This window comes from Kosmotoga arenicorallina S304, from assembly GCF_001636545.1.
GTDB lineage: Bacteria > Thermotogota > Thermotogae > Petrotogales > Kosmotogaceae > Kosmotoga_B > Kosmotoga_B arenicorallina.
Window position 1 is genome coordinate 60,957 of record NZ_JFHK01000017.1, and the last position, 23,667, is coordinate 84,623.

Below are 23,667 nucleotides of genomic sequence, written 5' to 3' on the forward strand. Positions count from 1 at the left end.
TTGATGGAGGTTTGGTTATGATTGATACGCTTTTTAACTTCCTTCGAACAACGGGGTTTTCTGCATTAGGTTGGGAAAATTTGGTGATGTTCGCAATAGCAGGTGCGCTTTTTTACGTCGCAATTGTGAAAGAAGCAGAACCGTTATTGTTAATTCCCATTGCTTTCGGGATAGTTATGGCTAATATTCCCCACGAAGTAACAGGACTATTCGATGAAGGCACAGGGCTTATGTGGTTTATACAGCGCGGTCTGTATCTCGGAATATATCCCCCTCTTGTATTTCTCGGAATAGGTGCTCTAACAGATTTTTCTTTTTTACTATCAAACCCAAAAACACTTTTTCTCGGTGCTGCTGCACAAGTGGGTATTTTCATTTCCTTCATTACCGCCAGGTTCTTAGGTTTTAGCATGCCCGATGCAGCTTCTATTGGCATCATAGGTGGAGCTGATGGCCCCACTTCAATATACGTTGCAAGTCAGTATAATTCACCCTACCTCGCAATTATTGCCATTGCCGCATACTCCTATATCGCATTGATCCCCATAATTCAACCTCCAATAATGAAATTACTGACCACAAAAGAAGAGAGAAAAATAAAAATGGGAATGCAGCTTAGGCATGTTTCAAAACTCGAAAAAATAGTCTTTCCTATTGTGGGCACTATAATAATTGCTCTTCTTGTACCTAAGGCTCTTCCACTAATTGGAATGCTGATGCTTGGAAATATTCTGAGGGAAAACGGCTTAACCCAGAGATTGGCAGAAGCCGCTTCCAAATACATTTCTGATACAGCAATCATTCTTTTGTGCCTATCGGTGGGTGCAAGCGCGGATGGAAAAGTATTTCTTCAATTACAGAGTCTTGAGATTGTAGGTCTTGGAGCAATGGCTTTTATTGCAGCTACAGCTTCTGGTATTATATTTGCGAAGATAATGAATCTGTTTTCAAAGAAAAAGGTAAATCCTTTGATTGGCGCAGCCGGGGTTTCAGCTGTCCCTGATTCAGCAAGAGTTGCTCATAAGCTTGCAATAGAAGAAGATCCATCGAACTTTATCCTTATGCACGCTATGGGTCCAAATGTTGCAGGCGTAATTGGCTCAGCCGTTGTTGCCGGTGTTTTCCTTTCAGTAATTTCATAAGTGGAGGTCTGGATATGGCAAAAAAGAAATTTTATGTCCATATTAATGACAGTTTCTGTAAAAAGTGTGGCATTTGTTATTGGATTTGCCCAACCAAGACTATTGTTAAAGGCGAATTGGGAAAACCCGAAGTTACTGATCACGATAAATGTATTGGTTGCTTGATGTGCGAGAATGCCTGTCCTGATTTTGCAATCGATGTCGTTGAGCGTAAGGCGGTGAACGAAAATGTCTAAATTTGTGCTTTTGCAGGGCGATGAAGCTTGCGCACTTGGAGCAATAAAAGCTGGATGTCGCTTCTTTGCAGGCTATCCCATCACCCCCGCTACAGAAATTGCAGAAACAATGGCAAAAGAATTACCAAAAGTTGGTGGAACCTTCATTCAAATGGAAGATGAAATTGCCAGTGCCGCTGCAATTGTTGGAGCGTCTTTAGCTGGCGAAAAAGCGATGACTGCAACAAGTGGCCCGGGTTTTAGCTTAATGCAGGAAGTAATTGGATATGCGTCGATGGTGGAAGCCCCAACTGTTTTTGTTAACGTTCAGCGTGGAGACCCCTCAACCGGAATGCCAACTAAAATCGCCCAGGGTGATATCATGCAATCCCGATGGGGAACTCATGGCGATCATCCTGTAATTGCTATATACCCATCAACTGTTGAAGAGGTATACCGCTATATAGTCACTGCGTTCAATTATGCAGAACATTACCGTACACCTGTTGTCTTTCTTATGGATGAAGTGTTAGGTCACATGAGAGAAAGCCTTTATTTGCCACCAGATTCAGAGCTAAAATCTTTGCCAAGAGCCGGGGAATCAGTTCTTGAAGATGATGACATCTTTCAACCATTTATCGGCGATGACCAGATGTTAGCTGCCCCTTTGATAAAAATGGGAAAGAGTAGATTTCACGTTTCCGGGTTGGTTCATGATGAATCTGGCTTTCCAGTTGGGGCAGCTGTTGACGCAAATAGATTGCTGCGAAGGCTGGATCACAAAATACGCCTTCACGCAGATGAAATTAACATATGTGATGAATATATGACCGAAGATGCCGAGATATTGATTGTAGCTTATGGTTCTGTCGCGAGAAGCGCATTAAGAGCTGTTAAGATTGCGCGAGAGGACAAGATAAACGTTGGCCTGTTTCGTCCTATAACCATATGGCCATTTCCTGCAACAAGGCTCAGGCAACTGTTGAAAAAAACGAGCGCTGTAATAGTTGTTGAAATGAATTTGGGCCAGATAGTTTATGAAGTTTCAAGATTAAATCGCCGTGGCACAAAGCTGGAACTTCTAAGCAAAGTCAATGGAGAGCTTGTCACTCCGCAGGAAATACTCGACACAATTGCAAAGGTAAAATCTGAGGTACTTGACCTTTGAATTTATTTGACTCCTGTAAATCTTTTAAGCAATATGGAAGATATGAGAAAAAAACCTTAATGCTTTTGAAGCCAAAGGTTTTTTGTGGTAAAATATGTTGACCACATGCTCGAAAAGGAGGCAGTCTGAATGGAAATATTGAAAGTCAGTTCAAAATCAAACCCTAACAAAGTTGCAGGTGCTATTGCAGGCGTTTTATCAAAGGATAACCAGGTTGAGCTCCAGGCAATAGGAGCAGGGGCAGTCAATCAGGCTGTTAAGGCTAGTGCTATTGCATCAAGATTTCTGAAAGAGAGAGGTGTGGAGATTTATTTAATTCCCGGCTTTGTGGAAATTTCGATTAACGACGAAACAAGAACGGGAATTACTCTGAAAATTGTTGCTGGAAAAAGAGAGGAAGTAGAACCCCAGGAGGTTACTGAATCCGAAGCTTGATTTAGTTTAAACCTTTTTTAGGAGGAAAAATGAAAAAACTCAATGTTGGTGGACAGGCAGTCATCGAAGGTGTGATGATGAAGGGTAAGCGTACGGTCGTGGCTGTACGTGATAATGATGGAAAAATAATCACTAAAGAGATAGAGGGGGCCGTGAAAAATCCGGCCCTATTTTCTATCTGGTTCTTCAGAGGGCTTTTAGCTCTTTATGAAGCTCTTGTTATTGGAACAAAGGCTCTGGGTTTTTCAGCCGAAGTAACCGGTGAAGGCGAAATGACGAAAAAAGATATAATAATTACTTTCTTGATAGCTTTCGCTTTTGCAATAGGTATGTTTGCGCTCGGGCCTTTGGTTATCGCACAATTACTGGTATCAAAAAGCAACCCCGGCATATTCGCTCTTGTTGAAGGCATTATAAGAGCGGCATTTTTTATAACTTATGTCTGGGTTATTTCGCTGTTTAAGGACATCAAACGTGTTTTTGAATATCATGGTGCTGAACATAAAGCGGTTTATACTTTTGAAAACAACGAAGATTTAACCGTGGAAAATGCAAGAAAACACACAACTTTGCATCCGCGCTGCGGCACCAGCTTTTTGATTTTGACATTGTTTTTTGCAATTGTAGTATTTGCTATTCTCGGTTACTGGACAAGCCTTAATTTCATGTGGAAAATAATATCAAGGATTGTATTCGTACCCATTATTGCTTCATTGACTTATGAATTTCAAAGGCTCACGGCGAAAATAATAGACACTAAATTAGGGAAGGCATTGGCCTCTCCCGGGTTGCTTTTTCAGAAAATTACCACAAGAGAACCTTCAGATGACCAGTTAGAAGTTGCGCTCGTTGCTTTGAAAGAGTCGCTGAAAGAAAAGTAAATTACCATCGAGTTGTTATATCTATTCGGCTTACTTCAGGTACAATTTCATATTTCCGAAGCAGCCAGCGTATATCTTTTACACAATAGATTCTCACAATTTGTATCAAGTTGTTACTGATAAGGTGATAAGCTGGATAGCGCTTTTCAAACTGTTCAAAGTTCAGGATGTCTCCCAGTTTGTCATCAAACAAATAGACATTACTGCTGAGAAATTCATCGGGATGGGCTAGTGAGAGTTTATATGGTGTATCGATTCTGAACAGATCATCAAAATCTGTCAAAAGCTCCAATAAGATCTTTTTATCAGCGTTTTCAGCCTTTTCTCTGGCTTCTTCGAGTTTTAACTTCATTTTGGATAACGCATCCTGAGCAACCGAACCACTAACAACTGATGGATCTACTCCTGTTGTTGAGAAAGAAATTTCCATAATCAACTTCCAGAGATTCCTTTCCCTAAACCTTTCAACATTGATATATGCCTGAAGTAGCTCTTTTTCATTCGGGGCAAGTTCAGAATCTAATTCTCTTGAAAGAAGATGATTCTTTACTTTTCTTTCATTATCTTTCATTTTGGCAGCTAACTTTTTTATTAATTCATTAAATCGAAGCTCTACCTCATCAAGAAGCATATTGTCTGTCAACTGCAGAAAATCGACAATCTTTTCAAGGCGTTCTGGCAAATTTAGGGGATTGTAGGAAAACCTGAGAATATCCTGTATCATCAGGTCAGCAGCTCTTGCGGTTTTATGGAAATACACATTTTTGTACATCATGAATCTCGAAAAAAGCGTAGTGTATATATCATCAATTACTTTAAGGCTGTAAGCAAGCTTGTTTTTATCTATTACCATAGCGCCTCTTATAATTCTTTCAGGTGAGCCCGTCCCAAAATACCTTGTTCCGGCGAAATAGGAATCTCTCAGTACGAAATCCAGTCTGTCAGCCCCTAATGGCCCCTGAATGATATTGAAATCCAAACTTCCTTCTAACTCTCCCTCAAAGACCTCATTTATTCTCTCAAGGAGCTCTTCCACAGCCTCTGAAAATTCAACTTTTTCACCAATTATTGCTTCGAGTTCTGTATTTATAGCCGCTTTCAATTTTTCATCCTTGATGTTTTCGTAGTGCTTTTGTAAAATATCCGGATAATATTCGAGCAGGATGCGCTTTCGGTAAGTGTCGTGCCCATGCTCAAAGCCTGCTTTTGAAAAAACAGCGTCATCAAATTGGTGGCTATATGGGCCATGACCAATATCATGCAGTAATCCTGCCAATCTCAAAATTCTTTCCTTTTCAAGATTATCCGGAAAAAGGTGTCTTGCATACATGCCCGCTATGTGCATAGTGCCCATAGAATGTGATAATCGCGTATGCGAAGCCCCCGGGTATACTGTTTCTGCCCCTGCAAGTTGCGACAAAAATCTAAGCCTTTGGACCGGTTTAGTATCCATGAAAAGTATTTCAAGTGGATAAAGGTATATTTCCGTGTAAATGGGATCCCTCGAAACCTTGAAATACATAATGATTCCCTCTCTTTAGTTGTAAAAATGCCTTCGCGACAATTATAGCATTAGCATGTTATAATCATTGCAAAACTGCAAAGGAGGGAGATAATGGAAGAGTTAAGCACAAGGTACGATCCCTCAGAGATCGAAAATAAGTGGTACGATTTTTGGAATGAAAAAGGATATTTCAAACCGCGTGGTAGTGGTGCCCCTTTCACCGTGGTTATACCGCCACCAAATATTACAGGAACAATCCATATGGGCCATGCATTGAATCTAACTTTACAGGACATCATTATAAGATACAAACGTATGAAAGGCTTTAAAACGCTCTGGGTTCCAGGAGAAGACCATGCCGGGATTGCCACCCAAAACGCAGTAGAAAAAGCACTTGCACAAGAAGGACTTCATAGAGATGATCTTGGTCGCGAAAAATTTCTTGAAATTGTTTGGGACTGGGCAAATAAATATCGAGCAAGGATTGTGGAACAGATAAAGGGTATAGGTGCTTCTGTGGATTGGAGCAGAGAGCGGTTTACTTTAGATGATGGATTAAACCGCGCCGTGAAAAAAGCCTTTGTTGACTTATACAACAAGGGACTGATTTATAAAGGGAAATACATTGTAAATTGGTGCCCTCGTTGCCATACTGTTCTTTCAGATGAGGAAGTAGAGCATGAAGAAGATGAAGGCGCATTCTATCATATTAAATATCCATTCAAGGATGGCTCTGGTCATGTTATCATAGCCACTACACGCCCGGAAACCATGCTTGCTGATACCGCAGTTGCTGTACATCCATCTGATGAAAGGTACAAGTCGCTTGTTGGCAAAAGGGTAATTCTTCCTCTGGTAGGAAGGGAGTTAACCGTTATAGCCGATAGATATGTAGACCCGTCTCTGGGGACAGGATGCCTGAAAGTCACACCGGCCCACGATCCAAATGACTTTCAGATAGGAATAAGACATAACCTTGAAATGATCGAAGTAATTGGAAAAGACGACAAAATTAATGAAAACGGTGGCAAATACGCAGGAATGGATAAAATAGAAGCGCGTAAAGCTGTTGTCAGGGATCTTGAAGAGCAGGGTTACCTAATGAAAATCGAACCTATAAAGCACGCAGTAGGTAAGTGTTACCGCTGTAATACAACCATTGAGCCCCTTCTATCTGATCAATGGTTTGTAAAAACCAAACCTCTTGCTGAACGCGCTATCGAGGCAGTTGAAAAAGGCGAAATCGTATTTTACCCTGAACGATGGAAAAAAGTCTACCTGAATTGGATGTATGAAATCCGTGATTGGTGTATATCCAGACAGTTGTGGTGGGGGCACAGGATTCCCGTATGGTACTGTGACTATTGTGGGGCTACCATGGCTTCTGAAGAGGATTTAAATGCATGTCCCCATTGTGGATCCAGTAATATCCGCCAGGATGAAGATGTGCTTGACACATGGTTCAGTTCCCAGCTATGGCCTTTTACCACTCTTGGATGGCCAGAAGCAACAGAAGACTTGAAAACTTTTTATCCTACGAGTACCCTTTTTACTGCTTTTGACATAATATTTTTCTGGGTAGCAAGAATGATCATGGCGGGTTATCAATTTATGAACGACAAACCCTTTTCCCATGTTTATATCCACCAGCTTGTAAGGGACAAAAAGGGAAGAAAAATGTCGAAGTCGCTTGGAAACGGAATTGATCCGCTTGAAGTAATCAAGGAGTATGGAACCGATCCCATGAGGTTCACATTAGCCATGCTGGCAGCCCAGGGTCGCGATATCAAATTGGATTCCAGGTTTTTTGACTCTTACAGGAAATTCGCAAATAAAATATGGAATGCAACGAGATTTGTGCTTATGAACCTCGATGGTCATAAAAGTGTAGAAATCAGTTCACTGGATCTTGAATTGGAAGACAGATGGATTCTTTCCCGGTTGCAACATACTATCAAAGCTGTTACAGATGCGCTCGAAGCTTATGATTTCAATATAGCTGCAAAGAAGATATATTCATTCTTCTGGAATGAATTGTGCGATTGGTACATCGAAAGCGTCAAAGAACGTTTAAAGGGAAATCACGAGGAAAGAAAGGTTGCTCAAAATGTACTTGTTAAGGTGCTTGACGATTCTCTAAGACTACTTCACCCATTCATGCCTTTCATCACTGAAGAATTATGGCAGAAACTTCCTGTTGATGGTGATGCGATCATCATTAGCAAATGGCCTGAACCTAATAAGGATCTTATCGATATTGAAGCTGAAAGCACTTACAAGAAAATTATTGATATTGTAAAAGGGATACGTAGCTTGAAAGCAGAAATGAATATCCCGCCTTCTACAAAAGTGAAGATTTACTCTGTTGGAGCTCCTTTTGCCGAAAAGGTTTCCGATATGATTTCATTACTGTCAAATTCTCACAGGTTGAATCACGAAAAATCAAAAATAGCTGGCAGTGCAACTGCTTACACATCAGAGGATTTCACTCTTTACGTGGAACTCGGTGAAATCGATCTCAGCACTGAGCTGAAACGGTTGGAAAAGAAAATCAAGATCCTGGATACAGAAATATCACGGCTTGAGAAAAAACTCAGTAATGAAAAATTCATAGAACAAGCACCTGAAGAAGTCGTCGAGGAAACGAAAGAAAAGCACAGCGAAATGAAAGCCCAACTGGAAAGGCTCAAGAGACTCATTGTTGACTTGAAGGTTTAGAATTATGGATTACAAAGAATCTGTTGAATATCTTTACAACTCGAGACCGTATGGCAAGATAAAATACGGTCTCTTTCGTATGAAAGAACTAATGGATAGAATGGGCAATCCACAGGATAGCTATCCTGTGATTCATATTACCGGCACTAATGGAAAGGGAAGCGTTGCAGCAATGATCACTTCTGTGCTCGTGCAAATGGGCTTAAAAGTTGGCCTGAATATCTCTCCTCACATTATTTCTTTTCGAGAAAGGCTTCAGATCAATCGCCAGCTGGTTCCCGAGCACAAAGTAGCTGAACTCCTTGAGGACATAGTACCACACCTTCATGAAATGGACAAAAAGGGTGAGGAGTTTTCACCGAGTTTTTTTGAAGTGGTTACTGCGATGGCTTTCCATTACTTCCGTCAGGAAAATGTGGACGTTGCAGTTATAGAAGTAGGACTGGGTGGGCGGTATGATGCAAGCAACATCCTTAAAAAGCCTTTGGTTTCAGTGATTACCACTGTCGGGCTTGATCACCGCAAGATATTAGGAAACACCGAAAAGGAAATTTCCAGAGAAAAAGCGGGTATAATCAAACCGGGAGTACCTGTTGTATCTGGTGTTACAAGACCATCTATCAGACGTGTAATAGAAGGTATTGCCAGGGAAAATGACTCAGAATCCTTTTTCCTCTGGCATCATTTTGATGCAAAGCCTATAAAAATGGCTCTTGGTAATAATCTTTTTGAATATATAGGTGAAAATTATTATGGAGATTTGGTAATGCCTTTGAATGGCACTCATCAATATCAAAATGCCGCTATAGCTATTAAGACACTGGAAATTGCCGTAAAAGGATTAAAAGAAAATCTTTCGGTTGATGTTTTAAGACAGGGCCTTTCAAAGACACAATGGCCCGGTAGATTTGAATCTCTAAGAGCTTTTGGAAAGCAAATCGTTCTTGATGGAGCTCACAATCCTGATGGGATACGCACCTTTGTTGAGAGTGTCAGGAGTTACTTTAACAATCAGAGAATAAGGATACTTTTTGGAGTTTTAGATGATAAAGATTACATAAATAACATCAGATTGCTTTCGGAAATCGTTGATGAAGTCATAGTAACTAAAGTAAGTAGTCATCGCAGCAACTCACCCGAAAGAGTCTTCAGGGAATGGAAAAAATACCGGGACAACGCAATTTATATTGAAAATCCCAAAGATGCCTTTTGTGAACTTCTAAATACCGAGAAACCTGTGGTTTTTTGTGTTGGATCGTTATATCTTATAAGCGAGATAAGGAATGTCATTTTCGGAGGAAAAGAAAATGCTTGAAGGACTTGAAGGTATCGTTAAAAGAATCAATGAAAATTATGTATTGGTTAAAGCCGGCTTTTTCACCTTTGGACTTAACTGCCCGATTTCTACCGTAGAAAGGCTGAAGGTGGGTGAACATTGTGATTTTCTCATATATATGAGTTTTCCACAGGACAAAGCTCCGGAGCTTTTTGGATTCCTTACCGATGAAGAATACGAGGTCTTTTCTGCTTTAATTAAAGTAAATAAAATCGGCCCGAAACTCGCACTGAAAATCCTGTCTGGAACGAAGCCCAACACTCTGAAAAGCTTAATTGCTACAAGAAATCTCGAAGGACTTTCGCACCTTCCCGGATTGGGAAAGAAAACCGCCGAGCGTTTGATAGCTGAAATTGGACACTTATTTGAGGGTGAATTTGAATCTGGAACGTCAGAAATGAAAGACCCAAGAGTTGAAGACGCGGTCAATGCTCTTGTATCACTTGGCTTTGACAGGAGACTAACGCTTAAGACTATCTCAAAGGTTATGAAGGAATTTCCAGATCTCGACACCAGCGAATTGATAAAGGAATCTTTGAAAAAGATACGTTAAAGAGTGATTTTCACTCTCGATATAAAAAGTAACAGATAAACGTATAACATCTAAGGGGGTAGAAAAAATGAAGGCAATTGTTCTGGCAGCCGGGCTGGGCAAAAGAATGAAATCCAGCCTTCCTAAAGTAATTCATAAAATCCTCGGCAAGCCAATGGTAAATTGGGTAATTTCTTCTATTATTAAATCAGGAATAAAGACTCAAGATATAACAGTAGTAACAGGCTATAAAGCTGAAATTGTCGAAGGGTTATTGCCTGAGGGCGTGAAAAAAGTAAGGCAGAACGAACAGCTTGGAACAGGACATGCTGTCATGCAAGCTATGAAAACCATAGAGGGCAATGATCCGATTTTGGTGATTCCAGGGGATGTTCCCCTTATAGAGCCCCATACAATAAAAAGGCTGCTTGAAGATGCTGTTAAAGGCTACGAAACCTTAGTTTTGACAATGAAACTCGATGACCCTGCTGAATATGGAAGAGTCATAGAGAAAAATGGCAAAATCCGCATAGTGGAAGCCAAAGACGCTTCACCTGATGAAAGAAAAATCAGTGAAGTTAACACGGGGATTTATGTTTTTGATGCACAATTTTTAAGAAATGCTTTGGAAAAGCTATCTCCGGACAATGCTCAGGGAGAATATTATCTTACAGATGTTGTGCAGTTTGCTCAAAAGGCAAAAAAGCTTATTATAGGCGATCCTACTGAATCCATCGGAATCAATAATAGAATTGAATTATCAAGAGCACAAAAGGTAGCACAGTTAAGAATAAACCGCAGACATCAGCTTAATGGAGTAACAATAATTGATCCGGATAGCACCTATATTGATCCTGAAGCGGTTATTGGAAAAGATACTGTTATAGAACCAATGACTTTTATTTATGGGAAAACAACTATTGGCGAGAGATGCAATATTGGTCCTTTCACTCGCGTTTTTAACTCGGCAATACATAACGACGTAACCATTGTTAGGTCTGAGGTTGATGAAGCCGTTGTTCACAATAACTGCTCGGTTGGACCTTTTTCAAGATTAAGACCGGGTGCGATTTTATTAGAAGGCGTAAAAATAGGTAATTTCGTGGAAGTCAAAAAGGCTACGATCGGAAAAGGCAGCAAAGCTCAACATCTGACATATATTGGAGACGCTGAAATTGGAGAAAATGTCAATGTTGGTGCAGGCACAATAACATGCAACTACGATGGTAGAAGAAAGCACAGAACAGTTATCGGAGACGGTTCTTTTATTGGAAGCAATACGGCACTTGTAGCCCCGGTAAATGTTGGTAAAGGAAGCGTTATTGGCGCTGGTTCTGTCATCACAGAAGATGTACCGGATTATTCACTCGGGTTAGGAAGAGCAAGACAGGTAAATAAAATCGACCGTTACAGAAAAAGTGAGAAGGGAGAATGAAAAATGCCTTTCCATTCTAATGAAATGAAACTTTTTGCTGGCACCTCGAATGTCTCGTTAGCTAAAAAGATTGCCAGACATATGGGCATACAGCTGGGAAGTTGTGTGCTCGGAAGGTTTTCAGATGGCGAGATTAACATCAAGGTTGATGAAACCGTAAGAGGACACGATGTTTTTATTGTGCAATCAACTTCATCTCCCGTTAATGAGAATCTTATGGAATTATTGGTAATGATTGACGCGTTCAAAAGAGCTTCAGCTCATTCTATTGCTGCTGTAATTCCATATTATGGATACGCTCGTCAGGATAGAAAAGCTAGAGGAAGAGATCCGATTACCGCAAAGCTTGTTGCAAATCTATTGACAATCGCAGGTGCTACGAGAATAGTTACAGTTGACCTTCATGCAGAACAAATCCAGGGATTTTTTGATATACCTGTTGATAATCTGTATAGCTTCCCGGTTTTTTCAAAACACTTTTTGAACAGCAACATTGTTGATATGAACAATATCGTCGTTGTTTCGCCGGACATAGGTGGCGTAAAAAGAGCAAGCAAATTTGCAGCAAAACTTGGCGCCCCGCTGGCAATACTGGACAAGAGAAGGCCCAGAGATAATGTTGCGGAGATCGTGAATATCATTGGGGAGGTTGACGGGAAGACAGCCCTGCTCTTTGATGATATAATAGACACCGGCCGTTCTCTGGTCGAAGCGGCAAAAATGTTAAAAAAACATGGCGTAAAGAGAATTTTCGCTTGTGCAACTCATGGTGTATTCTCCGGCCAGGCTCTTGAATTAATAGCAAATTCTGAAATAGAAAAGGTTTATGTCACAGATACAATACATCATGAGCAATTGCCTGATAATATAGAAATATTATCCATAGCTCCGCTGCTTGGAGAAGCATTATTGAGAGTACGCAAAAACTTATCAGTAAGTATTTTGTTTAGATAGAGGAGGGATTCCTATGCACGAATTGACATTTACTGTTGAGCCCCGCAGTAAAGACGTAAAAGCCAAGGATTTGCTGAAAGCCGGGAAAATTCCTGCTGTAGTGTATGGTCCGGATGTTGAACCCATGAACATTTCTCTTGATAAAGTAGAAGTGGTAAAGCATATTAACCATCTCTCCGAGACCACTATTATAACCCTGGCTTTTGAAGAGGATAATGAAAAGAAAGAGTTGCATGCTTTTTTGAAGGCTGTACAGCGTGACAGGGTTAGCGACGCTGTAATGCATCTCGATTTCTATGTTCCATCCAAGGGGCACAAAATGGAAATACACGTTCCTATTAACCTCTTAGGCAAAGCAAAAGGCGTAGAAAAGGGTGGAATTCTTGAACACATAGTTATGAATCTTCCGGTCGAGGTTTTGCCGAAAGACGTAGTTGATAGCATTGACGTTGATGTTACTCACCTCGATCTGGGTGATGTCTTGAGAGTAAAGGATCTTCCTTTGCCCGAAGGTATCAAACCGCTCCTTGACCCCGAAGAAGCGATTGCAGTTATTGAAACACCAAGAGCTGCTCTTGTAGAAACTGTTGAAGAAGTTGAAGAAGAAGTTGAACCTGAAGTTATCGAAAAGGGAAAGAAGGAAGAAGAGGAATAATAAATGCGTGTTTTTATAGGATTGGGAAATCCTGGCCCACGTTATGCGCTCACCAGACATAACGTGGGTTTTCTATTCATTGATGAAATGCTTAAAAAATGCAGGATTATGGAAATCCAAAAAACAGAGCTATATCAAGCTTATATAGGGGATTTTCATAACTGCAAAGATGTTTTGCTTGTTAAACCTTTGACATATATGAATTTGAGCGGCATTGCTGTAAAGAAAATTTGCCAGGACTTCGCCATTGATAGTATGAATGAAATTATTGTTGTGTATGATGATATTTGGCTCCCACTGGGTAAAATACGCATTCGGAAAAATGGTGGCGATGGTGGCCATAATGGCATTAAGTCAATAATCGAAGAAACGAACACGCTTGAATTTCCAAGATTGAGAATAGGTATTGGCCCTAAACCCGAGAGTGATCTTGTAAATTACGTTTTAGGTGAATTTTCAGATGATGAACTGAACCTTTTGTGGAAAGTTTTGAAAGTTTCGCTAGAAGCAGCAAAAGATCTATGTGTAAGTGATATATTGAAAGTAATGTCCCGTTATAACAGTTTAGAGGTGAATTGAATGCAATTTCGACTCAATTTGCCCTTTGAGCCCAGCGGTGATCAACCGGAAGCCATAGAGAAACTGGTAAAAGGACTTAATAACGGTTTCAGATTCCAAACACTTCTCGGTGTCACCGGCTCAGGAAAAACTTTCACTATGGCTAGCGTAGTAGCAAAAACACAACGGCCAGCATTGGTAATATCACCTAATAAAACTCTTGTTGCCCAGCTTTATAGAGAGTTCAAAACATTTTTTCCGGAAAACAAAGTGGAACTATTTATAAGCTATTATGATTATTACCAGCCCGAGGCCTATATCCCTACAAAAGACCTATACATCGAAAAAGATGCTCAAATAAACGATCTTCTTGCCAGAATGAGGATATCTGCCTTAAAATCAGTCTTAACCCGAAAAGATGTTATAGTTGTTGCCAGTGTTTCGGCGATTTATGCAAGTGGTGACCCGAGAGATTTCCAGGAACTAAATATAAAGCTTGAAAAAGGTCAGAGGATAAATAGAAAGGAACTTTCTCTTAAGCTCTCATCATTGCAATACAATCGCTCAGAAGATACTTCTGCCGGTGGTGTTTTTCACCTGAAGGGTGAAACGATTGAGATATTTCCTCCATATGAAGATTTCGGAATTAAGTTATATCTCTTTGATGATGAAATAGAACGGATAACTTATTTTGACCCGTTGAACAGAAATACTATTGAAGAAATTGACAAAATTGTCATCTACCCGGCAAAGGAGTTTGTAACTACTGAAGAAAAGATTTCACGGTCAATCAAGAACATTGAAAGAGAACTTCGTTTACAGATAGACCTTCTGGAAAAAAGCGGAAAATACCTGGAAGCTCAAAGATTGAAGCAAAGAACGCTATATGATATCGAAATGTTGGAAACTCTTGGATATTGCAGCGGGATTGAAAACTATTCACGCTTTTTTGACGGTAGAAATCCTGGAGATCCTCCCTTTACCCTTCTTGATTACTTTGATAAAAATGAGTTTATAGTATTTATTGATGAATCCCATATTGCTGTACCCCAGCTCAGAGCGATGTATAGAGGAGACTTTTCAAGAAAGAAAAATCTTGTTGAGTATGGGTTTCGGCTTCCCTCAGCATTTGATAACAGGCCTCTAAGATTTGAGGAATTTTTAGAAAAAACCGGGCAGGTTATCTTTGTTTCTGCAACCCCAGCTGATTATGAGATTTCCGTTTCTTCTCAGGTAGCAGATCAAGTAATTCGTCCCACCGGTCTTATAGATCCTGAAGTTGTTGTTAAACCAACTGAGAATCAGGTAGATGATTTCATCGAAGAAATGAGGAAAGTAAAGGAACGAAACGAAAGAGCCCTTGTAACAGTATTGACCAAGAAAGCTGCTGAAATGCTAAGCAGTTACCTCAATGAAATGGGAATAAAATCTGAATACCTCCACTCTGAATTGGATGCGGTTGAAAGGGTGGAAGTGCTCAGAAAATTAAGAGAAGGGTTTGTCGATGTTGTGGTTGGTGTTAACCTTCTAAGGGAAGGGCTTGACCTTCCCGAAGTTTCTCTTGTTGCTATTATGGACGCTGATAGAGAAGGGTTTTTGCGTTCCGAAACAACATTGATTCAGACTATTGGTAGAGCCGCTCGAAATATAAATGGTAGAGTATTGCTCTATGCGGATAGAATAACGAATTCAATGAAACGGGCTATTGACGAAACAAACAGGAGAAGACTTAAGCAGCTTATATACAATAAAGAGCATGGCATAACACCTGAAAGCATCATCAAGCCCTTGTATAAAAATATATTCGAAGAGGCAAGTTCTCAAAATGAAAAGGAAGAAATTGCCAAAAACACATATCTTGAGGGTATAATGGCTTTAAAGGAAAATCTTGAAATCGATGACTATGTTGCCCTTCTTGAAGAAGAAATGCTTAGAGCGGCAAGTGAGCTAAGATATGAAGACGCAGCGGTTTTGCGAGACGAAATTTACAATGCCAAAAGAAAAGGTGAGACAAAAAAATGAAGATCGTATCCACAAACAAAAAGGCAAGATTCCAATACCACCTGCTTGAAACCTTTGAAGCAGGCATTCAACTTCTCGGTACTGAAGTGAAATCACTTAGGCAAGGCTCTGCATCTCTGAGTGAGGCATTTTGTAAATTTGAAAATGGTGAACTGTACTTGATCAATGCAAACATTAGTCAGTATAGCCATGGCAGCCATTGGAACCATGATCCTTTGCGGAAAAGAAAGCTGCTGCTTCATAAAAAGGAGCTCTTAAGAATAAGCCAGAAAGTCAGGGAAAAGGGACTTACAATTATTCCAACAAAGATTTATTTCAACAAACGCGGTATTGCCAAGGTGGAAATTGCTCTGGCTAAAGGAAAGCGACTTTACGATAAAAGGGAAGACATCGCAAAGCGTGACCTGGAAAGAAGACTGAAGCGAAAGCTTGACATATAATTGTTTTGATTTGCTAATAAAAAGCTTTATAATTAATAATAGTCCATCTTACTATGATTTGTAAAAGCAATTATTCTTCTGTGCTATAATTCCAATGTGATATTAATAGGGAGGTGTAATTATGAAGAAAACCTTAGCTGTATTGATAGTAGCACTATTATCCATTGGTGCCTTTGCTGCTATTAATCTGGGAACTAGTCTCGTGATTCATGCGACAGATGTGGGGGACGGCAAAGTTACATTACCAGGTGCTTCGTTCAAAGCCGCGATACCCATTAATGACGATGTAGGACTTTCACTCGATGCCCAGGTAGTTCTTTTAGGACTCGACGACAAAGCTGGGCTTCTCAGTCTTGATTTTTATATCAATATCATTTCAGACCCTGATCTTGTAAGTATAAAACTTCTTGTCCCCATGGGATTTCTTTTTGATACAGTTGATGGTTCACCAGATACTGCCTTTGGCGATATACATGTCGCTGCAGGACTCGGTCTGGAACTCTCAGCTCCTTTAAGCGAAAAATTAGCTCTTACAGGTACTTTGAAAGCTTTTAGAGTGCAGAGCTACCCCGCTAATAACTTTGTTTCCGGTATCTTTGAGTATTTCACCGGAGGATTGGGTGTTGTCTGGAGCTTCTGAGCTGATTGAATGAAAATTTTTATCGCTATCGCATTTTTGATATCTTTTGGAGCATTGTGTTTTGGATTTTCAGGGGTTGATAAGTATTTGCATTTTTCTGTGAGTTTTTCCGCCTATGGCTTTTCCAGTTATTTTCTGGGAGACATAGGCGGTTTAATTTTTACATCATCTATTGGAATTGGAAAAGAAGTGAGGGATTTCTTTTCTCCTTTTGGCACAGCGGAAATTGGCGATTTATTAGCTGATATGGCGGGTATAATTGCTGCGCGAATATATATTAATGAACAGTTCGCATCCAAGCCTTTAATCGTTCTATATATTCTTTTTTGATCGGTTTTTTGCTTACCCGGTGCTCCTTTCACGAGCTTGACAAATGCTTATATTGAAGATAAAATATATTGACCCTTGCTCGGTACAAGGCAAAGCCTGTACTTGGCTTGAGGATTTTATGGAGGAGGAATAACATGGGAGTAGACAGAGAACAAATAGTTAAGGAATTTCAGATTCACGAAAAAGATACAGGTTCAGTAGAAATCCAGATAGCCATTTTGACTGCCAGGATCAAACACATAGCTGAACATCTTAAAACTCATCCCAAGGATTTCCATTCACGAAGAGGATTATTAAAGATGGTTGGCAGAAGAAGAAAGATGCTCAGATATCTAAAAAACAACAAGCCTGAGATTTATAAGGAACTCATAGCTAAACTTGGAATTCGTGGTTAAAAAATAGTAAAAGGGGGAGCTTTGGGCTCCCCCTTTTTTCATTTGTATTGATAACATGCAATATATTTGCAAGCTGGTATAATTGTTTAGGAAAACATAAGATAAAGAGGTGTTATTATGAACGATTTTAAAACATGGGAAAAAGAATTGTTTGGCCGAAAACTCATAGTGGAACATGGAAAAATGGCTAAACAAGCTCATGGAGCTTGTTTTGTGAAATTTGGCGATTCCGCGATTCTTGCCACAGTTGATGGAAATGAAGAATCCAATGAAGGTGCAGATTTTCTTCCTTTGACGGTTGAATATCAGGAAAAATTCTACGCTGCAGGCAAAATTCCGGGTGGATTTATCAAAAGGGAAGGTAGGCCAAGCGAGAATGCCGTTCTGTCAGCAAGGCTTATTGACAGACCCATAAGGCCTTTGTTCCCTGATGGTATGACAAATGAGGTTCAGGTTATAGTAACCGTGCTATCTGCGGATCCGGATACACCACCAGATACCATGGGAATATTCGCAAGCTCGCTTGCATTAAATATCTCCCCAATTCCTTTTGAAGGTGTGGTTGCAGGTGTAAGAGTGGGTTACATCGATGGTGAATATGTTATTTTCCCCACCGTTGAACAACTTGAAAAGAGCATGCTGGATATTGTTGTTGCCGGAACAAAAGATGCCGTTACCATGGTTGAAGGGGAGGCGAAGGAAGTATCAGAAGAAATTATGCTTGGCGCTCTAAATGCTGCACATACAGCCATTAGAGAGCTTGTCAAATTTCAGGAAGAAATCCTATCTGAATTTGATATAGAAAAATGGGAAATTCTTGTCCCGCAGCCAATTGATGGATTTGTCGAAGCCTTTTCTGAAATGTTAGATGACAAAGAGATTGCCAGAATCATGCTCTCAACACCCGGCAAAAAAGCAAAAGACAGGGCACTCAAAGAATACAGAAACGAAAAAATCGAAGCCTTTAAAGAGCAATACGCAGAAAAATGGTCTGATGAAGAAATGGAATTAAACGAGAAGTTCTTGAAAGCTCATTTCGATGAACGCTTGAAGCATGTTATGAGACGCTCAGTTATTGAAAATGATACACGCATGGATGGAAGAAAGCATAATGAAATACGCCCTATAACCTGCGAACTGGATATTTTGCCAAGAACCCACGGCTCAGCCCTTTTTACAAGGGGAGAAACACAGAGCCTCGGAACAGTCACTCTAGGAGCTCCTATTGATGAGCAGGTTGTTGACACACTTTTTGAAGAAGGTTCAAAAACTTTTATGCTTCACTACAATTTTCCTCCCTTCAGCACAGGCGAGGTAAAAAGGCTAAGGGGACCCGGAAGAAGGGAAATCGGTCATGGTCACCTTGCCGAAAGAGCTCTCAAATTCGTCATTCCAAAGGAAGAGGAATTCCCTTACACAATCAGGGTAGTTTCTGAAATCCTGGAATCTAATGGCTCTTCCTCTATGGCAACAGTTTGTTCTGGCTCCCTTGCACTTATGGCAGCGGGTGTACCCATAAAGAAACACGTTGCTGGTGTGGCTATGGGAATGATTCAAGAAGAAGATAAAACAGTCGTTCTAACAGATATTCTTGGAAACGAAGACCATATGGGCGACATGGACTTCAAAGTTACTGGAACCCGTGATGGAATCACAGCTTTCCAGATGGATGTTAAAGTTGCCGGGGTTTCAGAAGAAATAATGCTTAAAGCACTCCAGCAAGCTCGTGAGGCCAGAAGAAAAATCCTGGATCTTATGTATGAAACAATTCGCGAACCAAGAAAGGAAGTTTCTCGCCATGCTCCAGTCATAAAAGTCTTTAACATCCCATATGACAAAATCGGAGAACTCATAGGTCCCGGTGGCAGAGTTATCAAGAAATTGAGCAGCGATTATGAAGCGAAGATTTTCATTGATGACGAAAAGGCTCAAGTAAAGATCATTGGTGATAATCCAGAAAAGATAAACAGGCTTATAAAAATAATTGATATCATGCTCAAGGAAATCGAAAAAGGACAGGTCTTTGAAGGAATTATATCCCGTGTTGAGCCTTATGGCATCTTTGTAGAGTTAGCACCTGGTAAAGTTGGATTGCTTCACTCTTCTAAACTTGGTGAAAACCTGAAGGAATTTTTAAAGACTAATGGTGTAGGATCTCCCGTAAAGGTAGAAGTTACAGCAATAGACAACATGGGAAGAATCCAATTAAAGCGGTTTGGTGTTGAAGTAAAAGAAGATGACCGCCCCAGAAAACCTTCAAGAAATCCCGGAAGATCAAACCAAAACAGAAGATATCGTAAAGACTAAGGATGGATTATTAATTATGCAGCGAATATTGAAAACAACGGATATTACACTGAAGAAACTAAACAATGGTGCTATGATTGTAGGCGAGAAAAAGAGAGAGACTCGTACGGTCTCTCTCGCTTTTGCCTTTAAGGTTGGCTCTATAAACGAAAACGAAAAAAACAATGGAATCTCGCACTTTATTGAACATGCTCTTTTCAAAGGCACTAATAATCGTTCATCATACGATATTAAGGAACCCATTGAACGTGTAGGCGGAACTCTGAATGCTTATACGGGAAGGATTTCCACAGTATATTTCGCACAGGTTCCCTACACTCATGCGCAAAACACCATTGAAATTCTCTACGACATGGTGAGAAACCCCTCTTTTTCAGAACATGAAATCTCGACAGAGAAAAAGGTTATCCTTGAAGAAATAGCGGAATCATATGACGACCCGGTAGATTTGATTTACAATAAAACCCTTCTGAAAATATGGGATAAACACTATGGGAAGCCCGTTCTTGGAACAACGGAATCCGTTTCTACATTGAACCACATATCTCTGTCTAATTACTACAATGCTCATTACACATCAAACAGATTGATTTTTGCTGTCGCCGGTAATTATAACAACGATTTTCTCGAAAAAGCAGAGGCTTTGCTTCAGTCATTTCCACAGGCTCGCGAATTACCTGCTCCCATTGCAGGATCTATGAAAACAATCAAAGAGCCTATCGTTGAACGAAAAAAAGATCTCAAACAAGTGCATTTGCTCCTCTCAATCAAAGCTCCGTCTAGAAAAGATAAGGATTTTGAAGCTTTTAAGATTTTCAATGTATTGCTTGGAAGTGGTATGAGTTCAATACTATTCCATAACATCAGGGAAAAACATGGTATGGTATACAGTATTGGTTCTGAATACATTGCTTATGAAAATTTTGGAACTCTATTCATCTATGCTTCTACAACTCCGAATAATCTTCAAAAGCTAATGGACCTTTTGAAAATAGAGCTTAAAAGAATAGTGAACGCTGGAATCACCAATGAGGAATTCCGTTATGGCAAGGAAAGATTGAAAGGAAAACTCATGATGGCCACAGAAGGCACATTGCCTATCCTCAGCCGCCAGCTTGATAGCGTAATGACATTGGGAGTTGCCGAAAGCACCGATGACCACATAGCAAGAATTGATAAACAGGATTTTGTGAACACAAATGAAGTAATTCGCAATTATCTCACTTCACACTGGAACACATCTCTTTTAGTTCCAGAAACCTTTGAACTATCATTTGATGCGAATTTTAATATCTACTAATTCCTTTCGCACATGAATTCACAGATTGCCAAGGGAGTAGAAAGGAATTCGTAACTTGACAGAGGTGTGGAGTGATGGTAATATAGGAACTGCCGGCGCGAAAAGTGGCTGGCGTAGGGAAGAAGAGGGTCATTGAAAAATGGATAGCGGTCCCAGTCAATGAGTAAGAAAAATAAGAGCCATGGATGGAGGGTTTGATCCTGGCTCAGGGCGAACGCTGGCGGCGTGCTTGACACATGCAAGTCGAACGCCGAAGTCCCCTTCGGGGGGCGTTAGGAGTGGCGAACGGGTGAGTAACACGTGGGAACGTATCCTGTGATGGGGGATAACTACTCGAAAGGGTAGCTAATACCGCATAAGCCCGAGAGGGGAAAGGCGCAACAGCGTCGTCACGGGAGCGGCCCGCGGACCATCAGCTAGTTGGTGAGGTAAAGGCTCACCAAGGCGACGACGGATAGCCGGCGTGAGAGCGTGGCCGGCCACAAGGACACTGAGACACGGGTCCTACTCCTACGGGAGGCAGCAGTGCGGAATTTTGGTCAATGGGCGAAAGCCTGAACCAGCGACGCCGCGTGCGGGAAGAAGGCCTTCGGGTCGTAAACCGCTGTGGTAAGGGACGAATACTTCACAGAGTGGAAAGCTGTGGAGGGAGACGGTACCTTACTAGAAAGCCCCGGCTAACTACGTGCCAGCAGCCGCGGTAATACGTAGGGGGCTAGCGTTGCCCGGAATCACTGGGCGTAAAGGGAGCGTAGGCGGCCTGTTAAGTCGGCTGTGAAAAACCGGAGCTCAACTCCGGTCCTGCGGTCGAAACTGGCAGGCTTGAGGACGGTAGAGGGAGACGGAACAGCTGGTGTAGGGGTAAAATCCTTAGATATCAGCTGGAACGCCGGTGGTGAAGACGGTCTCCTGGGCCGGACCTGACGCTGAGGCTCGAAAGCTAGGGGAGCGAACGGGATTAGATACCCCGGTAGTCCTAGCCCTAAACGATGCTCACTAGGTGTGGGGTTCGTAGAGGACTCCGTGCTGAAGCCAACGCGATAAGTGAGCCGCCTGGGGAGTACGCCCGCAAGGGTGAAACTCAAAGGAATTGACGGGGGCCCGCACAAGCGGTGGAGCGTGTGGTTTAATTCGAAGCTAAGCGAAGGACCTTACCAGGGCTTGACATGCTGGTGGTAGTGAACCGAAAGGGGAACGACCACTCTTTGAGTGGAGCCAGCACAGGTGGTGCACGGCCGTCGTCAGCTCGTGCCGTGAGGTGTTGGGTTAAGTCCCGCAACGAGCGCAACCCCTGCTCTTAGTTGCCAGCGGTTAGGCCGGGCACTCTAAGAGGACCGCCGCCGACGAGGCGGAGGAAGGGGGGGATGACGTCAGGTGTCGTGCCCCTTATGTTCTGGGCGACACACGCGCTACAATGGGATGGACAGAGGGAAGCCAGGTCGCGAGGCTGAGCTGAACCCGAAACCATCTCTCAGTTCGGATTGCAGGCTGCAACCCGCCTGCATGAAGCCGGAATCGCTAGTAATCGCGGATCAGCCATGCCGCGGTGAATACGTTCCCGGGCCTTGTACACACCGCCCGTCAAGCCACCCGAGTTGGTAACACCTGAAGACGGGGATCCTAACCGAAAGGAGGGACCCTGTTTAAGGTGGGACTGGCGAGGGGGGCTAAGTCGTAACAAGGTAGCCCTACCGGAAGGTGGGGCTGGATCACCTCCTTTCTAAGGAGTACGACGGACCGCTATCCATTTTTGAGCGATACCTCATGGAGGGCTCGTAGCTCAGTCGGTCAGAGCGCACGCCTGATAAGCGTGAGGTCAGTGGTTCGAATCCACTCGAGCCCACCAGTGTGGGGACATAGCTCAGCTGGGAGAGCGTCTGCTTTGCAAGCAGAAGGTCAGGGGTTCGAATCCCCTTGTCTCCACCAATGAGTTATAGAGTTCTCAGGTCATTGAAAAGTGCATAGGAGAAGGTAAAGGTGCAAAGGGCACACGGGGGATGCCTAGGCAGCAGGAGGCGAAGAAGGGCGTGGCAAGCTGCGAAAAGCCGCGGGTAGGTGCAAGCGACCGTTGAACCGCGGATACCCGAATGGGAGAACCCGGCTGGTAGAGATACCAGTCATCGCCGAAGGCGAGGCGAACCCGGTGAAGTGAAACATCTCAGTAACCGGAGGAAGAGAAATCAAAAGAGATTCCCTGAGTAGTGGCGAGCGAAAGGGGAAGAGCCTAAACCGTGCCAGTGTAATAGCCTGTGGGCGTTGCTGGCGTGGGGTAGAGGGACACTGCTGGGCGTAGCCACAGATACGCCGGGGTACCGTAGCGTCTAGCTGAAAGGTCTGGGAAGGCCTACCGGAGAGGGTGAAAGTCCCGTAGGCGAAAGGCGTGAAGGGCTCTGGGCGGTGATCCCGAGTAGCGCGGGGCACGAGGAATCCCGCGTGAATCAGGGGGGACCACCCTCCAAGGCTAAAGACTCCCTGCTGACCGATAGAGGAACAGTACCGTGAGGGAAAGGTGAAAAGCACCCCGGGAGGGGAGTGAAAGAGTACCTGAAACCGTGTGCCTACAAGAAGTGGGAGCCCGAAAGGGTGACCGCGTGCCTTTTGATTAATGAGCCTGCGAGTTATCGTAGCTGGCGAGGTTAAGCCGGGAGAGGCGAAGCCGAAGGGAAACCGAGTCTGAATAGGGCGAGAGTCAGTTGCGAT

The 23,667-nt window shown here is 42.1% G+C and carries 20 protein-coding genes, 2 tRNA genes and 2 rRNA genes; 23 read left to right on the forward strand and 1 reads right to left on the reverse strand.

Annotated elements, in window-relative coordinates; all coding sequences use genetic code 11:
- Positions 1-17: 17 nt before the first annotated feature.
- From AT15_RS07570 to AT15_RS07590, 5 genes are all read left to right on the forward strand, one after another.
- Positions 18-1,142, forward strand: a complete 1,125-nt coding sequence (locus AT15_RS07570) for a sodium ion-translocating decarboxylase subunit beta (RefSeq protein WP_068348021.1) — start codon at positions 18-20, stop codon at positions 1,140-1,142.
- A 14-nt stretch (positions 1,143-1,156) separates the two neighbouring features.
- Positions 1,157-1,378 (forward strand): 4Fe-4S dicluster domain-containing protein, encoded by a 222-nt coding sequence (locus AT15_RS07575; RefSeq protein WP_068348023.1) that lies wholly within the window; start codon positions 1,157-1,159, stop codon positions 1,376-1,378.
- Entirely contained in the window at positions 1,371-2,525 is a 1,155-nt protein-coding gene (locus tag AT15_RS07580; RefSeq protein WP_068348025.1) for a 2-oxoacid:acceptor oxidoreductase subunit alpha, read from the forward strand. Before AT15_RS07575 ends, AT15_RS07580 begins: the two co-directional genes overlap by 8 nt.
- 129 nt (positions 2,526-2,654) lie before the next feature.
- Positions 2,655-2,960, forward strand: a complete 306-nt coding sequence (locus AT15_RS07585) for a stage V sporulation protein S (protein WP_068348027.1) — start codon at positions 2,655-2,657, stop codon at positions 2,958-2,960.
- A 29-nt stretch (positions 2,961-2,989) separates the two neighbouring features.
- Positions 2,990-3,841, forward strand: coding sequence for a DUF1385 domain-containing protein (locus AT15_RS07590; protein ID WP_068348030.1), 852 nt, complete (start codon positions 2,990-2,992; stop codon positions 3,839-3,841).
- 1 nt (position 3,842) lies between these two features.
- On the opposite strand, the gene AT15_RS07595 is transcribed toward AT15_RS07590, so the two are convergent.
- The gene (locus AT15_RS07595; RefSeq protein WP_068348032.1) at positions 3,843-5,363 is read right to left on the reverse strand and encodes an HD domain-containing protein; all 1,521 of its coding nucleotides are present in this window, start codon (positions 5,361-5,363) and stop codon (positions 3,843-3,845) included.
- Positions 5,364-5,456: 93 nt separating this feature from the next.
- Here AT15_RS07595 and AT15_RS07600 point away from each other — a divergent pair, with 93 nt between their 5' ends.
- The 18 genes from AT15_RS07600 to AT15_RS07685 form a co-directional block, all read left to right on the forward strand.
- The gene (locus AT15_RS07600; RefSeq protein ID WP_068348034.1) at positions 5,457-8,063 is read left to right on the forward strand and encodes a valine--tRNA ligase; all 2,607 of its coding nucleotides are present in this window, start codon (positions 5,457-5,459) and stop codon (positions 8,061-8,063) included.
- Between the two features lie 4 nt (positions 8,064-8,067).
- Positions 8,068-9,378: a bifunctional folylpolyglutamate synthase/dihydrofolate synthase gene (locus tag AT15_RS07605; protein ID WP_068348036.1), complete on the forward strand. Its 1,311-nt coding sequence runs from the start codon at positions 8,068-8,070 to the stop codon at positions 9,376-9,378.
- Positions 9,371-9,952 carry a Holliday junction branch migration protein RuvA gene (gene ruvA / locus AT15_RS07610; protein ID WP_068348038.1) on the forward strand — a complete coding sequence of 194 codons (582 nt, stop codon included), beginning with the start codon at positions 9,371-9,373 and terminating at the stop codon, positions 9,950-9,952. The genes AT15_RS07605 and ruvA overlap by 8 nt, the downstream gene beginning before the upstream one ends.
- A 67-nt stretch (positions 9,953-10,019) precedes the next feature.
- On the forward strand, positions 10,020-11,366 hold the full coding sequence (gene glmU, locus AT15_RS07615) for a bifunctional UDP-N-acetylglucosamine diphosphorylase/glucosamine-1-phosphate N-acetyltransferase GlmU (protein ID WP_068348040.1): 1,347 nt from the start codon (positions 10,020-10,022) through the stop codon (positions 11,364-11,366).
- A 3-nt stretch (positions 11,367-11,369) separates the two neighbouring features.
- Positions 11,370-12,320 carry a ribose-phosphate pyrophosphokinase gene (locus AT15_RS07620; protein WP_068348042.1) on the forward strand — a complete coding sequence of 317 codons (951 nt, stop codon included), beginning with the start codon at positions 11,370-11,372 and terminating at the stop codon, positions 12,318-12,320.
- Positions 12,321-12,333: 13 nt separating this feature from the next.
- On the forward strand, positions 12,334-12,975 hold the full coding sequence (locus tag AT15_RS07625; RefSeq protein WP_068348044.1) for a 50S ribosomal protein L25: 642 nt from the start codon (positions 12,334-12,336) through the stop codon (positions 12,973-12,975).
- Between the two features lie 3 nt (positions 12,976-12,978).
- Entirely contained in the window at positions 12,979-13,554 is a 576-nt protein-coding gene (pth, locus tag AT15_RS07630) for an aminoacyl-tRNA hydrolase (protein ID WP_068348046.1), read from the forward strand.
- Complete coding sequence (uvrB, locus tag AT15_RS07635; protein ID WP_068348048.1) at positions 13,555-15,555, forward strand: excinuclease ABC subunit UvrB; 2,001 nt, start codon at positions 13,555-13,557, stop codon at positions 15,553-15,555.
- Positions 15,552-15,995 (forward strand): SsrA-binding protein SmpB, encoded by a 444-nt coding sequence (gene smpB, locus AT15_RS07640; protein ID WP_068348050.1) that lies wholly within the window; start codon positions 15,552-15,554, stop codon positions 15,993-15,995. Before uvrB ends, smpB begins: the two co-directional genes overlap by 4 nt.
- 121 nt (positions 15,996-16,116) lie before the next feature.
- A complete protein-coding gene (locus AT15_RS07645) occupies positions 16,117-16,635 on the forward strand; it encodes a hypothetical protein (RefSeq protein WP_068348052.1) in 519 nt (172 codons plus the stop codon).
- 9 nt (positions 16,636-16,644) lie between these two features.
- Positions 16,645-16,965: a hypothetical protein gene (locus tag AT15_RS07650; RefSeq protein WP_068348054.1), complete on the forward strand. Its 321-nt coding sequence runs from the start codon at positions 16,645-16,647 to the stop codon at positions 16,963-16,965.
- A 134-nt stretch (positions 16,966-17,099) separates the two neighbouring features.
- Positions 17,100-17,360: a 30S ribosomal protein S15 gene (gene rpsO, locus AT15_RS07655; protein WP_068348055.1), complete on the forward strand. Its 261-nt coding sequence runs from the start codon at positions 17,100-17,102 to the stop codon at positions 17,358-17,360.
- Between the two features lie 117 nt (positions 17,361-17,477).
- Positions 17,478-19,667 carry a polyribonucleotide nucleotidyltransferase gene (locus AT15_RS07660; RefSeq protein WP_068348056.1) on the forward strand — a complete coding sequence of 730 codons (2,190 nt, stop codon included), beginning with the start codon at positions 17,478-17,480 and terminating at the stop codon, positions 19,665-19,667.
- A 16-nt stretch (positions 19,668-19,683) separates the two neighbouring features.
- Positions 19,684-20,967 (forward strand): M16 family metallopeptidase, encoded by a 1,284-nt coding sequence (locus AT15_RS07665; RefSeq protein WP_068348063.1) that lies wholly within the window; start codon positions 19,684-19,686, stop codon positions 20,965-20,967.
- Between the two features lie 182 nt (positions 20,968-21,149).
- Positions 21,150-22,687, forward strand: a 16S ribosomal RNA gene (locus AT15_RS07670).
- Between the two features lie 49 nt (positions 22,688-22,736).
- Positions 22,737-22,813, forward strand: a tRNA-Ile gene (locus AT15_RS07675).
- A 4-nt stretch (positions 22,814-22,817) separates the two neighbouring features.
- Positions 22,818-22,893: transfer RNA gene (locus tag AT15_RS07680), tRNA-Ala, on the forward strand.
- A gap of 44 nt (positions 22,894-22,937) precedes the next feature.
- A 23S ribosomal RNA gene (locus AT15_RS07685) occupies positions 22,938-23,667 on the forward strand; the annotation flags it as partial.